The organism is Streptomyces varsoviensis, assembly GCF_000718635.1.
GTDB lineage: Bacteria > Actinomycetota > Actinomycetes > Streptomycetales > Streptomycetaceae > Streptomyces > Streptomyces varsoviensis.
This window is the reverse complement of the sequence record NZ_JOBF01000034.1, coordinates 43468-59029: the sequence shown is the minus strand read 5'-3', so window position 1 is coordinate 59029 and position 15562 is coordinate 43468. Positions and strand designations below refer to the sequence as shown.

Here is a 15562-nt window from a genome sequence, read left to right as displayed (position 1 = left end):
CCGCGAGCGTAACCGGCGAACTCGCTCCCGGGGAGGGGGTTTTCGCCGCGGCGCCGAGACCCTTGCCCCCTACCGGTACTTAGTTGTGTTACATATAATAATGTCATTGACACAACTAAAGGAGTCTAGCCGAAGGAGTCCGACATGCCCGCTGCCGCGCCAGACGCCGCCGCCCCGCGACGCCCATGGCTCGTGCTCGCCATCTGCTGCATGAGCATCCTGATCGTCAGCCTCGACAACACCATCCTCAACGTCGCCCTGCCCACCATCCAGCGCGACCTGCACACCTCCGTGTCCGGGCTGCAATGGACGGTCGACGGCTACACGCTGGTCCTGGCCAGCCTGCTGATGCTCGCCGGCTCGACCGCCGACCGCGTGGGCCGCCGCCGCGTCTTCCAGGTCGGGCTGGCCCTCTTCTCCGCCGCGTCCCTGCTCTGCGGCCTCGCCCCCGGCCTGGGCTGGCTCGTCGCCGCGCGAATGCTCCAGGCAATCGGCGGATCGATGCTGAACCCCGTCGCCATGTCGATCATCAGCAACACCTTCACCGACCCCCGGCAGCGCGCCCGCGCCATCGGCGTCTGGGGCGGCGTCGTGGGCCTCTCCATGGCCGCCGGGCCAATCATGGGCGGGGCGCTGGTGGAGTCGGCCGGCTGGCGGTCCATCTTCTGGATCAACGTGCCGATCGGCGTGGCAGCCCTGTTCCTGACCCGCACGTTCATCCCCGAATCGCGGGCGCCGCGGGCCCGCCGCGTGGACCCGGCCGGCCAGTCGCTCGTCATCGTCCTGCTCGTCGCCCTCACCTACGCGATCATCGAATCGCCCGAGCACGGCTGGACCTCGCCCCTCGTCCTCGGCGCCGCCGCCGCGGCGCTGTGCGCGCTGCTGGGGCTGCTCTGGTACGAGCCGAGGCGCACCGACCCCCTCATCGACCTGCGGTTCTTCCGCTCCGTACCGTTCGCGGGCGCCACCGTGAACGCGATCGCCGCGTTCGCCGCGCTGGGCGGCTTCCTGTTCGTCAGCTCCCTGTACCTCCAGAACGTGCGCCGGCTCGACCCGCTGGACGCCGGGCTCTACATGCTGCCCATGGCCGCCATGGCGCTGCTCCTGGCACCGCTGTCCGGCCGCATGGTCGCCGCGCGCGGCCCGCGCCTCCCCCTGCTGCTCGCCGGTACGGCCCTGTGCGCGAGCGCCGTCCTCCAGGCGCTCACCTACTCCGCCCACCTCCCGACGGGCGTGCTGGTCGTCGCGTACCTGCTCTTCGGCACCGGCTTCGGCCTGGTCAACGCGCCCATCACCAACACCGCCGTCACGGGCATGCCGCGCGCCCAGGCCGGCGTCGCGGCGGCGGTGGCCTCCACCAGCCGCCAGGTCGGCCAGTCCCTCGGCGTCGCCGTCATCGGCGCCCTCGTGGCCGGCGCGGCGTACGGGTCCCCGGCGGCCCTCGCCGACGCGAGCCGCACGGCGTGGTGGATCATCGCCGGCTGCGGCGCCGCCGTGGCGGTCATAGGTACCCTCGCTTCCGGCCGCTGGGCCCAGGCGACGGCCCAGCGCACAGCGGAGCGGATCGCGTCCGAGGAGGCTCCGGGGGCCGATGGGACTTCGGGGGCCGCGGGGGCCAAGAAGGCGGTGAACACCTGATGGACGGCAGAACCCGCGAGGGCGACGGCCCCGCCGAAGGCGAGCGCGGCGGAAGCGGGCCGTACGAAGCGGGCCGCTCCGCCGCGAGAGCGGCGGCGGTCCGGGCCTGGCAGGGGATGAACACGCTCCTGATGGAGCGTCACAACCGCCGCAAGACCGTCGCGGACGCCCTCGGCATGAGCTTCAGCCGCGTCAGGGCGCTGCGCAGGCTCGCCGCCGGGCCGATCCCGCTGCGGGAACTGGCCGAGCGGATGGGCAGCGACCCGCCGTACACCACCGTCATCGTCGACGACCTCGTCCGGCGCGGCCTCGCCGAGCGCGTCGCCAACCCCGCCGACCGCCGGTCCAAGCTGGTCCGCCTCACCGAGGAGGGCCGGGCGGCGGCGGCCCGCGCCACCGACATCATGTCCGTCCCGCCCGACGCCCTGCTCGATCTGGACCCGGAGGACATCGAGGCGCTCGACCGCATCGTGGCGAAGCTTTTGAGGTGAGCCGCGCGGGGCTGCTCGGTGCCACGCCGGGCCACTCGGAGCCGCGCCGGCCGCGCGGTGCCGCCCCTCGGCGCGCGGCTACCCGGTGCGCGGCGCCCCGGTGCGCGGCTCCTCGGCGCGCGGCTCCCGGAGCGCTGCCCCTCAGCCGCCCGCCTCCTCAACCGCCCGGCGTGACCAGCCCCGCCTCGTACGCGAAGACCGCGGCCTGTGTGCGGTCGCGCAGCCCCAGCTTCACCAGAATGCGGCTGACGTGCGTCTTCACCGTCGATTCGGCGACGACGAGGCGCCCGGCGATCTCGGAGTTGGAGCGCCCCTGGGCGACCAGCACCAGGACCTCCGTCTCGCGCTCGGTGAGGTCGGCGACGCGGTCCTGGCTGGGGGCGCGCGGGGTGCCGAGCCGGGAGAACTCCTGGATGAGGCGTTTCGTGACGGTCGGCGCGAGCAGCGCCTCCCCGGCCGCCACCACCCGGACGCCGTCGGCGAGCTGGCGCGCCGAGGCGTCCTTGAGCAGGAAGCCGCTGGCCCCGGCCCGTAGCGCCTGGTAGACGTACTCGTCGAGGTCGAAGGTGGTCAGCACCAGCACCTTGGCGTCGGCATTGGCGGCGACGATCTCGCGGGTGGCCTCCAGACCGTTGAGTTCGGGCATCCGGATGTCCATCAGCACGATGTCCGGATTGAGGGCCGCGACCTGCCGCACCGCCTCCCGGCCGTCCACCGCCTCGCCGATGACCTGGATGTCCGGCTGGGCGTTCAGCAGCACGGAGAACCCCTCGCGGACCATCATCTGGTCGTCGACGATGAGCACCCGGATGATGCCGTCCGTGCTGCCGCCGTTCCCGCCGCTCGTCCCGACCATGTCTCTTTCCCCGCCCATGACACCCATGCCGTTCACTCCGGTTCCGCCGCGGCCTCGACGGGGATGAACGCCACGACCTCGAAGCCGCCGTCCTCCGTCGCCCCCGCCGTCATCTCGCCGCTGAGCATGGTCACCCGCTCCCGCATGCCGAGCATCCCGTGGCCCGAGCCCGGCGAGGGCTTGGCCAGCCGGTTCGCCGGACCGTTGACGATACGCAGCCCGAGCCCGCTCATCACGTACGACACCTCGACGCGCGCCTCGGCGCCCGGCGCGTGCCGCAGCGTGTTGCTCAGCGCCTCCTGCACGATGCGGTACGCGGACAGCTCCACGCCCTGCGGCAGGGTGCGCACCGCGCCCGTCGTGACGTGCTCGACCGTCAGCCCGGCCGCCCGCACATTGTCGATCAGCGAGCCGAGGGCGGCGAGCGTCGGCTGCGGGGCCTCGGGGTCGACCTCGCCGAACGCCTCCGGATTCTCCGACCGTACGACGCCGAGCACGCGGCGCAGCTCGGTGAGGGCCGAGACGGCGTTCTCGCGGATCGTGGCGAACGCGGCGGCCAGCTCGGGCGGGGTCTCCTCGACCCGGTACGGCGCGGCCTCCGCCTGGATGGCGACCACCGACATGTGGTGCGCGACCACGTCGTGCAGCTCGCGGGCGATCGTGGTCCGCTCCTCCAGTACAGTGCGGCGCGACCGCTCCACCTCGGTGACGGCGGCCTGCACGGCGACCTGCTGCTTGGACTCGCGTACGCCGCGCAGCCCCACCACGATCAGGAGCATGGCGCCGAGGACGATCAGGAGGGCCAGGGTGTCCGGCGACCACCTGCTGCCGTGGAACGGGATGCCGACCGCGACGATGACCGCGAGGGTGATCAGCCACATCTCCCCGGCCGCCCGGGGCCGGAGGCGGCACGCGACGATCAGCATCACGGCCCCGTAGGAGATGATGCCGGCCGGGGTCCACGGCCAGAAGGACTGATAGCCCGACCACAGCGACATGGGGACGGCCGCGGCGAGCGCCAGCCACCACGCGCCGACGGGCCGGAGGAGCACGACGGCGAGCGGCACCCCCGTCAGGAACACGTTGAGCAGCCCGGAGAGCCCGGCGCCGAGGGCCAGGAACGGCATGAACGTCACCAGGAAGGCCGCCGCCAGGAACAGGGCGTGCGGCACCCAGCGCGCGTAGGCGACGGCCTTTCGCGGCACGTACCGCAGCAACGGGTGGTCGTCGGCGAGCGGCGGGACCGGGCGGTACGCGAACGCGTGCGTGACCAGGTCCTCGCGGATCGTGTGGAACATGCCCCGCACCACCCGGATCTCACTGGTCGCGCCGTTCGGCCGCTGATAGGTGTCGTTCACATCAACCAAGGTAGACAGGGCTCGCGATCGCCGTCGTCCCCGCTGGTGAGGATCTGTACGGGTCCGCCTCAAGTACTACGCGCCGCCCCCGACGCGCCCCGTGGGCCGCCCGCGAGCGTCCTGGAGGGCGGCCAGGAACAGCGCGAAGGCGTCCGTACCGGGCGTGACGGACGCGTAGTGGCCGACGCCGGGCAGCTCGTGGAGGACTACATCGCCGGCGCTGCCGGCCGCCGCGGCGGTGTAGCGGCGGGAGACGCCCACGGGCACGTCCGGGTCGGCCGTGCCGTGCAGGATGACGACGGGGGCGCGGGGCGGCAGCAGCCGCGCGGGATCGATCTCGGCCTGGGCCCCGCCAGCGGGGGTACGGGCGTCCGCACCCCTCAAGAGACCCGCCACCGCGTCGTCGCTGAGCCGCAGCTCCCGCGCGTAGGCCAGATCCGCTACGGGCGCCAGCGCGACGACCCGGTCGACGCGCGGGGCCCGGCCCGCCTCCCGCCAGCGGCTGCCCGCGGGGAGGCGGTGACGGGAGGCGGCCCAGAGGGCGAGGTGGCCGCCGGCGGAGTGCCCGGCCACGACATGGCGCGCGCCGCGGCCCCGATCGGCGCTCCGCGCCGCCTCCGCCGCGCCCGCCTCCACGGCCCCTACGACGTCGTCGAACGTCCCCGGCCGGCCGCCGCCACCGCCCACCCGCCGGTACTCGGCCAGCGCCACGGTCACGCCGTGGCGCGCGAGCGCGGCGGCGGCGGGCGAGAGGTGCGTACGGTCGTACGCCTGCCGCCAGAAGCCGCCGTGCAGCAGCGTCACCACCGTGCCCGGCCCGCCGCCGCGCGCCGGGCGGCCGTCGTAGACGTCGATGACCTGCGAGGGGTGCGTGCCGTAGCGGACCGTCCGGTCGGGCGGTACGGGCGCGAGCGCGAGCAGCGCGTCCTCTTCACCGAGGGCTGCCGCCCCGGCCTTCGGCCCCGGCTCGTCCGCCATGGTCAGCCCTCCGCCGCGCCGCCGGTCAGCACCTCCGCCAGTACGCGCGCGGCGCGCTCGGCGTCGGCGAAGCGCGTGTAGAGCGGGGTGAAGCCGAAACGCAGGACGTCGGGGCGGCGGTAGTCGCCGACGATGCCGCGCCGGATCAGCTCCGCCATGACCTCGCCCGCGTCCGGGCAGCGCAGCGCGACCTGGCTGCCGCGCTCGGCGTGCGCGGCCGGGGTGACCGATTCGACGAGGCCCGCCGGGACGTAGGCGGCGACGCAGCGCAGGAAGAAGTCGGTGAGCGCCAGGCTCTTGGCCCGTACGGACTCGATGGACACGCCGTCCCATACGTCGAGCGCCGCGTCCAGCGCGAGCATCGAGAGGATGTCGGGCGTGCCGACCCGGCCCCGCGCCGCGCCCTCGGCGGGCGCGTAGCCGCTCGCCATCGCGAACGGGTCCGCGTGCGAGTTCCAGCCGGGCAGCGGCGAGTCGAAGCGCGGCTGGAGGTCGCGGCGCACGTACAGGAACGCGGGCGAACCCGGCCCGCCGTTGAGGAACTTGTACGTGCACCCGACGGCCAGCCCCACCCCGTGCGCGTCCAGCTCCACAGGAAGTGCCCCGGCGCTGTGGCACAGATCCCACACCACCGGCACCCCCGCCGCGTGCGCGACCGCCGTCGTACCGCCCAGATCCCGCAACCGGCCCGTCCGATAGTCCACATGGTTGACGAGCACAGCCGCCGTCCGCGCCCCGACAGCACCCCCGATGTCCCCGGCGGGCACCGGCCGCACGACACAACCGGTCATCCGGGCGGCCGACTCGGCGATGTAGCCGTCGGTGGGAAACGTGGCGGCGTCCACAAGGATTTCGTCCCGGTCGGAGTCACCGCCGCGGGCGGGGCCGCCACCGGCCCCCGAGCCCCCGTCGAGGGCCGCGAGCCCCCCCGACCTGGCGATGCGTACGGCGGCGACGACCGCCTTGAACACGTTGACGCTCGTCGAGTCGCCGACGACCACCTGGCCCGGGGCCGCGCCGAGGAGCCGGCCGACGCGGTCGCCGACGCGTTCGGGGGCGCTCCACCAGCCGCTCTCGTCCCAGGAGCGGATGCGCAGCCGTCCCCACTCGTGCTCGACGACCTCCGCGAGCCGCCCGGGCACGGCGCGGTGCAGCGCGCCGAGGGAGTTCCCGTCGAGGTAGGCGACCTCGTCGAGACCGTACCCCGCGAACTCCGCGTGCTTGTCGCGCAGCACGTCGCTCTCATCCAGCTTCGCGGCCTCGGCCCGCAGCTCCATGGCGTCCGTCCCGGTCTCATGCATGGGGGCCCGCCCCGGTCTCGGGCATCACGCCCGTCCCGGCGTCGGGCTTGGTGTCAGACATAGCTGCGCGCCGTCCACAGCTCGGGGAAGACGTTCTTCGCGGCGCGCTTCTCCAGCCAGGCCACCCCGGCGGAACCGCCCGTGCCCGTCTTCGCGCCCATCGCGCGCCGCGTGGCGAGGAGATGGTCGTTGCGCCAGCGCCAGACCAGTTCGGCTATCTCGGTCAGGGCCTCCCCGAGCCGCACCAGCCCACCGGCCCCGGCGGGGCCCATGGCATCCAGGGCGGAGCCACCGGCGGAGCCACCAGCGGAGCCGCCGGCCGCCGAGTAGATCTCCTCCCAGACCCGTTCCACGGCCTCGTCCGGCTCGTAGCGGGCCGTCCGGTCCCGGTCGAGGACCGCCGCCGGGATGGCGAAGCCGCGCCGCGCGAGGTAGCGCAGCACCTCGTCGTACAGGCTCGGCTCGGCGATCGCCTTCTCCAGTTCGGCGAGTTCGCGCGGAGCGCCCTGGTGCGGGACGAGCATGGAGGCGGACTTCTCGCCGAGCAGGAATTCGAGCCGCCGGTACATCGCCGACTGGAACCCGGAGCCCTCGCCGAGCGCCGCCCGGTAGGAGTTGAACTGGCCGGGGGTCAGATGCGCGATCGGCTTCCAGGACGCGTTGAGCGATTCGAGTTCGTACGTGGAGCGCTTCAGCGCGGCCAGCGCGCCCGGCAGGTCGTCCTCGCGCAGCGCCTGGGCCGCGGTCTGCCACTCGTGGACGAGGACGGTGAACCACAACTCCATGACCTGGGTGGTCACCAGGAAGACCATCTCGCCGGGGTCGTCGGAGAGGGGCTGCTGGAGGTGGGTGAGGACGGACGCGTGCACGTAGTCCTCGTACGGGGTGGTGCTCTCGGCGCCGATGCTGAGGTCGGGCTCGAAGCGCGCGGCGGGATTCTCCGACACGGGCGGCGCGGAGGCGGGGCTCTCGGGCGCGTAGGCGGAGCTCTCAGGCGCGTAAGGGGACGCCTCGGATTCGCGTGACATCGCTGTCCCTTCGATGCTGCTGCCGGGTAGCGGTCCGCCCCTTTCCTGTCGTCCTCGGAGCCCCGGTCCCCTCTCGGCCCGGCGCACCGGGCCTCCGCGCATCATGCGTCGCCTCGTGCGATCCGGCAAGACCAGCAAGACCAGCAAGAGGTGACGGCGGTGGTGCGCCGGGCGCCCGGTGCCGCGGGCCGCCCGGCGCGTCCCCGTCGCGCGAGGGGCCGGTGTCAGCCCAGCGTGTCGGCGGCCGTCGGGGACGAGTCGCGCAGGAACGTCGAGCAGCGCTCGTACTCCTCCTGCTCGCCGATCGACTGCGCGGCCCGCGCCAGGGCGTGCAGCGCGCGCAGGAAGCCGCGGTTGGGCTCGTGCTCGAACGGCACGGGGCCGTGGCCCTTCCAGCCGGCGCGGCGCAGCGCGTCGAGGCCGCGGTGGTATCCGGTACGGGCGTACGCGTACGACTCGACGACACGGCCGGCCTCGAACGCCTCGTCGGCGAGCTGCGCCCACGCGAGCGAGGACGACGGGTACTTCGCGGCGACCTCGGAGGGGGCCGCGCCGGTGGCGAGCAGCTCGCGCGGTTCGGGGTCGTCGGGCAGATGGGTCGGGGGCGGTCCCCCGAGCAGGTTCTCGTGAATGGACATGAGCCCCAGTCTGCCTGGTGCGGGCGGCCACGGGGCGGTTGCGGGTCATGTCCGTACGACAGACCGGACCGCCGCCGCGCGCGTACGGCCGCCAGTCCCCGTACGTACGGGTCCGAGGGGCCGTACGAGCGCCCGCGACCGTACGATCCCCGCTCGCCACCGGCCCCGCCGTCAGTCGTCTTCGGTGCCGGGGTCGAGCGGCGGGGCGGTCACGCCGCAGTGGTACGTGCACTCCGGATGGCACATCCGGGGCTCGGCGGCCACCGGCTCGGCGGGCGCGGCCGGCTCACCGGCCGCCGCCCCCGCGGGTGCGGACTCGGCCTCGGGGGCTTCCTCGCCGCCCCCGAGCTCCTGCCGCACCGCGAACCAGCCGATCAGCGCGGCCACCACCAGCGCCCCCGCGCACATCGGCATCGCGCGCCGGAAGGTCGCCCCGAACTGCGCGGGGTCCCGGTAGGCGTCCGGGCCCATGCCCGCCAGGAGCGGCAGGGCCGCGACGGCGACGAGCCCCGCGGCTCGTGCGGCGGCGTTGTTGACGCCGCTGGCCAGCCCGGCGCGGCCGACGTCGACGGAGGCCAGCACGGTCGCGGTGAGCGGGGCGACGAGGACGACCATGCCCAGGCCGAGCACGATCAGCGCGGGCAGCACGTCGCGCCAGTACGCGGCCCCGGGCGTCACCCGCGTCATCAGCAGCATCCCGGCCGCGCACAGCAGCGGCCCGACGGTGAGGGGGACGCGCGGCCCGATGCGCTGGCCGAGTTCGCCGGAGCGTGCGGACAGCAGGAGCATCAGGACGGTCGTCGGGAGCAGCGCGGTCCCGGCGGCGAGCGCCGAGTATCCGGCCACGACCTGGAGTTGGAGCACGGAGAGGAAGAAGAAGCCGCCGAAGGCGGCGTAGACGCAGACGGTCACGGCGTTGACGGCCGTGAACTGGTGCGAGGAGAAGATGCTCAGCGGCAGCATCGGCTCGGCCCGCCGCCGCTCGACGTATCCGAAGGCGACGCCCAGCAGCACGCCGGCGATCGCCGGGCCGATCACCCAGGGCGAGGCGCCCTTGTCGGGCGCGGCGATCAGGGCGTACGTGACGGCGCCGAGCGCGAGGGCCCCCAGGACGGCGCCCAGCACGTCGAACCGGCCGCGCGCCCGCGGGTCCTTGGTCTCCGGTACGTGCCGCAGGGCGACCGGCACGCAGGCGGCGGCCAGCGGCAGGTTGATCAGGAACACCCAGCGCCAGCCGGCCCCGTCGACGAGCCAGCCGCCCACGAACGGCCCGACCGCCGAGGCCACGCCGCCCAGCCCCGACCAGGCGCCCACTCCCCTGGCCCGGTCGTCCGGGTGGAAGGTGGCCTGGATGAGGGCGAGGGAGCCGGGGGTGAGGAGGGCGCCGCCGATGCCCTGTAGCGCGCGGGCGGCGATCAGCACCCCGGCGTTGGGCGCGAGGCCGCACAGCAGCGAGGCGAGCGCGAACCACACCACGCCGACGACGAAGACCCGGCGCCGCCCGAACCGGTCGCCCAGCGCGCCGCCCAACAGGATCAGCCCGGCGAGCGTGAGCATGTAGGCGTTGACGGTCCACTGGAGCACGGCCAGATCGGCGTGGAGGTCGGCGCCGATCCGGGGCAGGGCCACATTGACGACGGTGCTGTCCAGCATCGCCATCCCGGACCCGAGCACCGCGGTGAGCAGCACCCAGCGCCCCGCGGGCGTGCCGAACCGTACGGCGCCGGGCCCTTCGGCCGCGGGCTCCCTCGGGGCATCGCTCATACAACGATCATCCTCGCCCCGCCCGGAGCGGGCCAGACCAGCGAAAGGGCCCGGTTCCGGCGATCTGCCGGAACCGGGCCCTCGGGCCGCGGGAGCGCGCGTACGGACTGACGGGCGTACGCGGCGCCCTGCCTCAGCTTCGGAGGCAGCTTCGGAGGCGCTACTTGAGCTTGGTGCCGGTGGAGCGCAGGTGGCCACAGGCCTCGGTGACGCGCTTGGCCATGCCGGCCTCGGCCGCCTTGCCCCAGGTGCGCGGGTCGTAGGTCTTCTTGTTGCCGACCTCGCCGTCGACCTTCAGGACGCCGTCGTAGTTGCGGAACATGTGGTCCGCGACCGGACGGGTGAAGGCGTACTGCGTGTCGGTGTCGAGGTTCATCTTGACGACGCCGTTGTCCAGGGCGGTGAGGATCTCCTCCTCCGTGGAGCCGGAGCCGCCGTGGAAGACAAAGTCGAACGGGTCGGCCTTGCCGTACTTCGCGGAGATGCCGTCCTGGAGGTCGCGGAGCAGTTCGGGGCGGAGCACGACGTTGCCGGGCTTGTAGACGCCGTGCACGTTGCCGAAGGACGCGGCCAGCAGGTAGCGGCCCTTCTCGCCCAGGCCCAGGGCCTCGGCGGTCCGCTCGACGTCGGAGACGGTGGTGTAGAGCGAGTCGTTGATCTCGTGGGAGACGCCGTCCTCCTCACCGCCGGTCGGGGTGATCTCGACCTCAAGGATGATCTTGGCCTTGACGGCGGCGGCGAGCAGTTCCTGGCCGATGGCGAGGTTGTCGTCCAGGTTCTCGGCGGACCCGTCCCACATGTGCGACTGGAACAGCGGGTTCTGGCCGGCGGACACGCGCTCCTGGGAGATGGCGATCAGCGGACGGACGTAGCCGTCGAGCTTGTCCTTCGGGCAGTGGTCGGTGTGCAGCGCGATGTTCACCGGGTACTTCTTGGCGACGACATGCGCGAACTCGGCGAGCGCGACCGCGCCCGAGACCATGTCCTTGTTGTACTGGCCGCCGAGGAACTCCGCGCCACCCGTGGAGATCTGGATGATGCCGTCGCTCTCCGCCTCCGCGAAGCCGCGCAGCGCCGCGTGCAGAGTCTGCGTCGAGGTCACGTTGATGGCCGGGTAGGCGAACTTGCCTGCCTTCGCCCGGTCGAGCATCTCGTTGTAGACCTCGGGGGTTGCGATGGGCATCTGTCCGCTCCTTGTGATGTGCGGGTGGGTTTCTGGCCCTGACCTAGGAGTTTGCTGGCAATTCCAGCGGGTGGGTGACGTCCTCGTCGGGGCCCATCTTTCCAGACTCCACCATTTGCTCCACACGGCGGACACTCCGGACGTACGAAACGGGCTGAGCGTTTCACGTGAAACGCTCAGCCCGCCCAAGAAGCCCCAGGTCAGCGCCTGGTGTCGGCTCAGCTCAGGCCGAGGTCGTCCAGGGTGTAGCCCGTCAAGTAGCGCAACCCGGCGCCCTCGATGGCCGACGCGGCGCTGCGCTCGACGATCGTCGCGACGGCGACGACCTCCGCGCCCGCCTCACGCGCCGCCTCGACGGCCGTCAGCGGGGAACCGCCGGTGGTGGAGGTGTCCTCGACCACCAGCACCCGGCGGCCCTTGATGTCCGGGCCCTCGATGCGGCGCTGCATGCCGTGCGTCTTCTGCGCCTTGCGCACCACGAAGGCGTCCAGCTTGCGGCCACGGGCGGCGGCCGCGTGCAGCATCGACGTGGCCACCGGGTCGGCGCCGAGGGTGAGCCCGCCGACCGCGTCGAAGTCCAGGTCGGCCGTCAGGTCCAGCATGAGCCGGCCGACCATCGGGGCGGCCTCGGCGTCCAGGGTGATCCGGCGCAGGTCGATGTAGTAGTCGGCCTCCAGACCGGAGGAGAGGGTCACCTTGCCGTGGACCACGGCCTTGTCCTTGATCTGCCGCAGCAGCTCGTCACGCACGTCGCTCATACCGATGAGCTTACGGTCCTGCGCCGGGCGCTCGCGCGTACGGCCGCTCGCTCTCGCTCAGGACAGCGTCCGCCAGGTCCACGTCGTGGAGATCTCCAACGGGTCGATGGGGGTGACCAGGCGCGGCAGGGTGTTCACCCCGTTCGGCGGCCCGGACTGCGGCTCGACGCAGATCGCCTCCTGCTGCTCGTCGTAGACGACGACCCACTCGGAACGGCTGGTCACCTTCAGCTCCAACTGCCCCGGCCAGGTGAGCGTGACATCGACGCCGTCGGACATGCCGAAGCAGTCGTCCCAGGGGCCGGGGAGCGGGTCGATGCGGCGCCCGGTCGGCAGATGGTCGTCGCCGCGCTCCTCCTGCCAGTCGGGGGCGAAGTCGATACGGGCGTCCTCGCCGCCGAGGTTCCGCAGGAACCAGGGGTGCCAGCCGGCTTGCGCCGGGAACGAGTCCTCGGTCGCCTCGACGCTCATGGTCAGCGTCACCGAGTCCTCCGCCAGCTCCACCAGTTGGGTGACGCGGCCGGGGTAGGGCCAGGGGTCGGCCAGGTCATAGGTGAAGGCGGCGCTGGACGCGTCCTTGCGGACCGTGCGCCAGGCGGTGTTACGGCCGGTGCCATGGATCGCGTGCGGCGGGGAGTTGACCGGGAGCTGGTGGCGCTCGCCGCCGTTGCGGAACTGGCCGAGGGCCGTGCGGCCGCACCAGGGGACCATGGGGAAGGAGCCGTATTTGGCGCCTTGCCGCAGGATTTCCGTGCCGTCGATGCGGAGGCTGCCGATGCGGCAGCCGTTGTCGGGGAGGACGGTCAGCTCGGCGCGGCCGGCTACCAGCTTGACGCCGGGCGCCTCCGGCGGGGTTTCCGTTGTGTTGTGGGTGCTCACACCTCGACCCTAGGCCAGGCTCAGGCGCCGCTGGGCTGTTCCCCTTGTCGCTTGCGTCGGATGTCGGCCGCGGGCTCGTTGCGGCTGGGCGCGCCATTGACTGGCCGTCGGCTGCGGGTCCGTTGTGGCTGAGCGCGCAGTTCCGTCGGCCGCCCGTTCATCGTGGCTGGGCGCGCAGTTCCCCGCGCCCCTGGGGGCCCGGACCCGACGTCGGCCGCCCGTTCGTTGGGGCTGGGCGCGCAGTTCCCCGCGCCCCTGGGGGGCTCGGCCTGGGTGGGGGCTCGGGGCGGTGGGGTTATTTTCGGCGGCGGAGGGCTCGGCCTACTACTACGGCGGAGGCGAGGACTACGGCGGCGGCGGGGGCGGCCCAGCGGAGGGTGGCGGTGGAGGCGAGGGTTTCGGGGGCGGGGACGGGGGCGTAGCGGCCGCGCGGCGGGGCGTGGTCGACCTCTTCCGCGCTGCGGCCGATCATCGTGCGGCGGGCGTGCGCGGCCTCGGCCGGCGGCTCGCCCGGCGCGGGCACGGCGACGGAGGCGATGATGCTCTCCTCCTCGTCGGCCCCCAGCGGGTCGTTCGGGCCCAGGACGTCATCGGCGTCGTCGGCCTCATCGACGTCGTCCGCGGCGTCCGCGTCCAGCGACGGCGGCGGGATCTCCGTCTCGAAGACGCTGGGCTTGCGGGCCGCCGCCTCGGCGGCCACGTCCTCCGCGAACGCGTCGCCCCACCGGTCCAGCAGCCGCCGCGCCGTCGTCTCGGCCGTCTTGGGGTCGATGTCGGCGAGCCTGCCGCCGCTGCGCACCGTTCCCTGGCACCGCAGCCGCGTACCGCCCGCGGCCGGCTCGGGGGTGAGCGTCAGCGTGAACGCGGCCTCGCCGGAGCCGCGGACCTCGGCGCCCTCGCCGGTGATCTCGTACGAGCCGGAGCGCTCGGCGAGGCGCAGCGTGCCGCGGTAGGTGATGGTGGAGCCGCCGATCCGCAGGCGCAGCCGCCCGGTGACGGGCCCGGCGGACGGTCCGCCGGACGCCCCACCGGCCTCGGCACCGGCCCCGGCCCCGGCATTGGCGTCCGGCTGGAAGCCCGGCAGGCAGCGCGCGAGCCGCGCCGGGTCCGAGAGCGCCCCCCGGACGGCCTCGGCGGAAAACGGAACGAACACCTCATGCTCCATAGCCACCGAGCCTACCCACCATGTCCGCGCCGGGTGCCCCGCCCGACGGAACTTTCCCGCCACACGCCTCCGACGGCGTACAACGGCCGTCGCGCCAGGCGCGGACCGGCGGGCGGCGGGCGGCGGGCGGTCAGTCCGCGACCGTGAAGCGCTCCCCGGTGTGCTGCGGCTTCTCGACCTCGTCGATGAGCGCGACGGCGTAGTCCTCGGCGGAGATCCGGCTGTTGCCGGACTCGTCGACGACGAGGTCGTCGAGGGCGGTGCGGTACGTACCGGTGCGCTCGCCCGGCTCGATCGTCGCGGCGGGGCTGACGTTCGTCCAGCGCACGTCTTCGACGGTCCGGTAGAAGTCCAGCGCGTCACCGTGGGCGTGCATGATCTGGAGCAGGAACTCCGGCAGCCCCTCCGCGTCCCAGACCTGCTTGCCGTCGGGGGTCCGCAGGGACCCGGCGCCGCCGACCGTGATCAGCCGGGGAGCGGCGTCGCCGAGCGTCCGCACGCCGGCGACCAGCGCCTTCGCGGCGGGTTCGATGGTCGCGAGGTGGCCGGGTCCGTCGCCGCCGCCGACCGCGCTGATCACCACGTCCTGCCCGGCGGCCACGTCGGCGACCGACGCCGGGTCGAGGACGTCGCCGGTGGCGACGGTGAGCCGCTCGTGCGTGTCGGTGATCTTCGCGGGGTCGCGGACGACGGCGGTGACCTGGTGGCCCCGGTTCAGCGCCTCGCGCAGGACGCGGCTGCCGATGGTGCCATTGGCTCCGAAGAGGGCGATCTTGGCCATGAGGGGTTCTCCTTAGTGATGGTGAGGGTGAGGGTCAGTGATTCGTGAGGGTGGGGGTGACGTCTCGTCGCCTGGCGGCGTCAGCGCTGGTCGAGAGCCTGGTCGAAGGCCCGGGCGAGGTCCCGCGCCGAGGACATGGGGCCGCCGATCCGCCGCACTCCGGCGGGGGTGTGGAGCAGCAGCGTCGGGAAGCCCTCGACGCCGAGCCGGCGCACCTGACGGAACTCCTCCTCCGCCGCCCGCCGCGTGGCCGGGTCCGCGTAGGCGGCGGTCGCCGCGTCGGCGTCCAGGCCGAGGGCGGTGGCGACGGCGGCCAGGGTGTCCGGTTCGGACAGCGAGCGCCCGTCGCGGTACCAGGCGGCCTGGAGGGCGCCCGCGATCTCCAGTGTCCGCTCGGGCGCCTGCCGCCGCAGCGCGACGAGCGCGGTGGCGGCGTCGGCGGAGTCCAGTACGGCCGTGCCGCGGGCGAACGCCTCGGCGTAGCCGTCGCCGAAGACCGCGCCGGTCAGCTCGGCTATCCGCGCGTCGGCCTCGGGGATGTACGGGTACGCGGCGACCGGCCGCGCCCGGGGCCCGGTGAAGAGCCCGCCGCTGAGTACGCGCAGCTCGATCCGTTCGGCGTTGGCCGCGGCGAATTCGCGGATGGCGGGGCCGAATCCGTAGCACCAGCCGCAGTAGGCGTCGAAGGCGTACGTGAGCTTCGCGCGCTCCATGGCTTCCTCTCCTCCAGTCGTTCTCATCGGA

Annotated in this window: 15 protein-coding genes; 2 read left to right on the top strand and 13 right to left on the bottom strand. The window is 73.6% G+C overall.

Annotated elements, in window-relative coordinates:
* The first annotated feature begins 144 nt into the window (after positions 1 to 144).
* Both IF55_RS32785 and IF55_RS32780 read left to right on the top strand, forming a co-directional pair.
* Positions 145 to 1638, top strand: coding sequence for an MFS transporter (locus IF55_RS32785; protein ID WP_037966613.1), 1494 nt, complete (start codon positions 145 to 147; stop codon positions 1636 to 1638).
* Positions 1638 to 2129 (top strand): MarR family winged helix-turn-helix transcriptional regulator, encoded by a 492-nt coding sequence (locus tag IF55_RS32780; RefSeq protein ID WP_078645656.1) that lies wholly within the window; start codon positions 1638 to 1640, stop codon positions 2127 to 2129. The genes IF55_RS32785 and IF55_RS32780 overlap by 1 nt, the downstream gene beginning before the upstream one ends.
* Positions 2130 to 2286: 157 nt before the next feature.
* Here the strand turns inward: IF55_RS32780 and IF55_RS32775 are convergent, their stop codons facing one another.
* From IF55_RS32775 to IF55_RS32715, 13 genes are all read right to left on the bottom strand, one after another.
* Positions 2287 to 2985 carry a response regulator gene (locus tag IF55_RS32775; protein WP_211270076.1) on the bottom strand — a complete coding sequence of 233 codons (699 nt, stop codon included), beginning with the start codon at positions 2983 to 2985 and terminating at the stop codon, positions 2287 to 2289.
* Positions 2986 to 3017: 32 nt separating this feature from the next.
* A complete protein-coding gene (locus IF55_RS32770) occupies positions 3018 to 4343 on the bottom strand; it encodes a histidine kinase (protein WP_030889062.1) in 1326 nt (441 codons plus the stop codon).
* Between the two features lie 75 nt (positions 4344 to 4418).
* On the bottom strand, positions 4419 to 5321 hold the full coding sequence (locus tag IF55_RS32765; RefSeq protein WP_048832961.1) for an alpha/beta hydrolase: 903 nt from the start codon (positions 5319 to 5321) through the stop codon (positions 4419 to 4421).
* 2 nt (positions 5322 to 5323) lie between these two features.
* Positions 5324 to 6622 (bottom strand): kynureninase, encoded by a 1299-nt coding sequence (locus IF55_RS32760; RefSeq protein WP_078645654.1) that lies wholly within the window; start codon positions 6620 to 6622, stop codon positions 5324 to 5326.
* Between the two features lie 53 nt (positions 6623 to 6675).
* The gene (locus IF55_RS32755; RefSeq protein WP_030889075.1) at positions 6676 to 7650 is read right to left on the bottom strand and encodes a tryptophan 2,3-dioxygenase family protein; all 975 of its coding nucleotides are present in this window, start codon (positions 7648 to 7650) and stop codon (positions 6676 to 6678) included.
* 224 nt (positions 7651 to 7874) lie between these two features.
* Positions 7875 to 8288, bottom strand: a complete 414-nt coding sequence (locus tag IF55_RS32750) for a DUF3151 domain-containing protein (RefSeq protein WP_030889078.1) — start codon at positions 8286 to 8288, stop codon at positions 7875 to 7877.
* A 171-nt stretch (positions 8289 to 8459) separates the two neighbouring features.
* Complete coding sequence (locus IF55_RS32745) at positions 8460 to 10052, bottom strand: DHA2 family efflux MFS transporter permease subunit (RefSeq protein WP_030889081.1); 1593 nt, start codon at positions 10050 to 10052, stop codon at positions 8460 to 8462.
* 160 nt (positions 10053 to 10212) lie between these two features.
* A complete protein-coding gene (gene fbaA, locus IF55_RS32740; RefSeq protein ID WP_030889085.1) occupies positions 10213 to 11235 on the bottom strand; it encodes a class II fructose-bisphosphate aldolase in 1023 nt (340 codons plus the stop codon).
* A gap of 218 nt (positions 11236 to 11453) precedes the next feature.
* Positions 11454 to 11993, bottom strand: a complete 540-nt coding sequence (pyrE, locus tag IF55_RS32735) for an orotate phosphoribosyltransferase (protein WP_030889087.1) — start codon at positions 11991 to 11993, stop codon at positions 11454 to 11456.
* Between the two features lie 57 nt (positions 11994 to 12050).
* A complete protein-coding gene (locus tag IF55_RS32730; RefSeq protein ID WP_030889091.1) occupies positions 12051 to 12872 on the bottom strand; it encodes an aldose epimerase family protein in 822 nt (273 codons plus the stop codon).
* 295 nt (positions 12873 to 13167) lie between these two features.
* Positions 13168 to 14025 (bottom strand): SRPBCC family protein, encoded by an 858-nt coding sequence (locus IF55_RS32725; RefSeq protein ID WP_342668364.1) that lies wholly within the window; start codon positions 14023 to 14025, stop codon positions 13168 to 13170.
* Between the two features lie 142 nt (positions 14026 to 14167).
* Positions 14168 to 14818 carry an NAD(P)-dependent oxidoreductase gene (locus IF55_RS32720; protein WP_030889097.1) on the bottom strand — a complete coding sequence of 217 codons (651 nt, stop codon included), beginning with the start codon at positions 14816 to 14818 and terminating at the stop codon, positions 14168 to 14170.
* A gap of 80 nt (positions 14819 to 14898) precedes the next feature.
* Positions 14899 to 15558 carry a DsbA family protein gene (locus tag IF55_RS32715; protein WP_048832960.1) on the bottom strand — a complete coding sequence of 220 codons (660 nt, stop codon included), beginning with the start codon at positions 15556 to 15558 and terminating at the stop codon, positions 14899 to 14901.
* Positions 15559 to 15562: the final 4 nt, after the last annotated feature.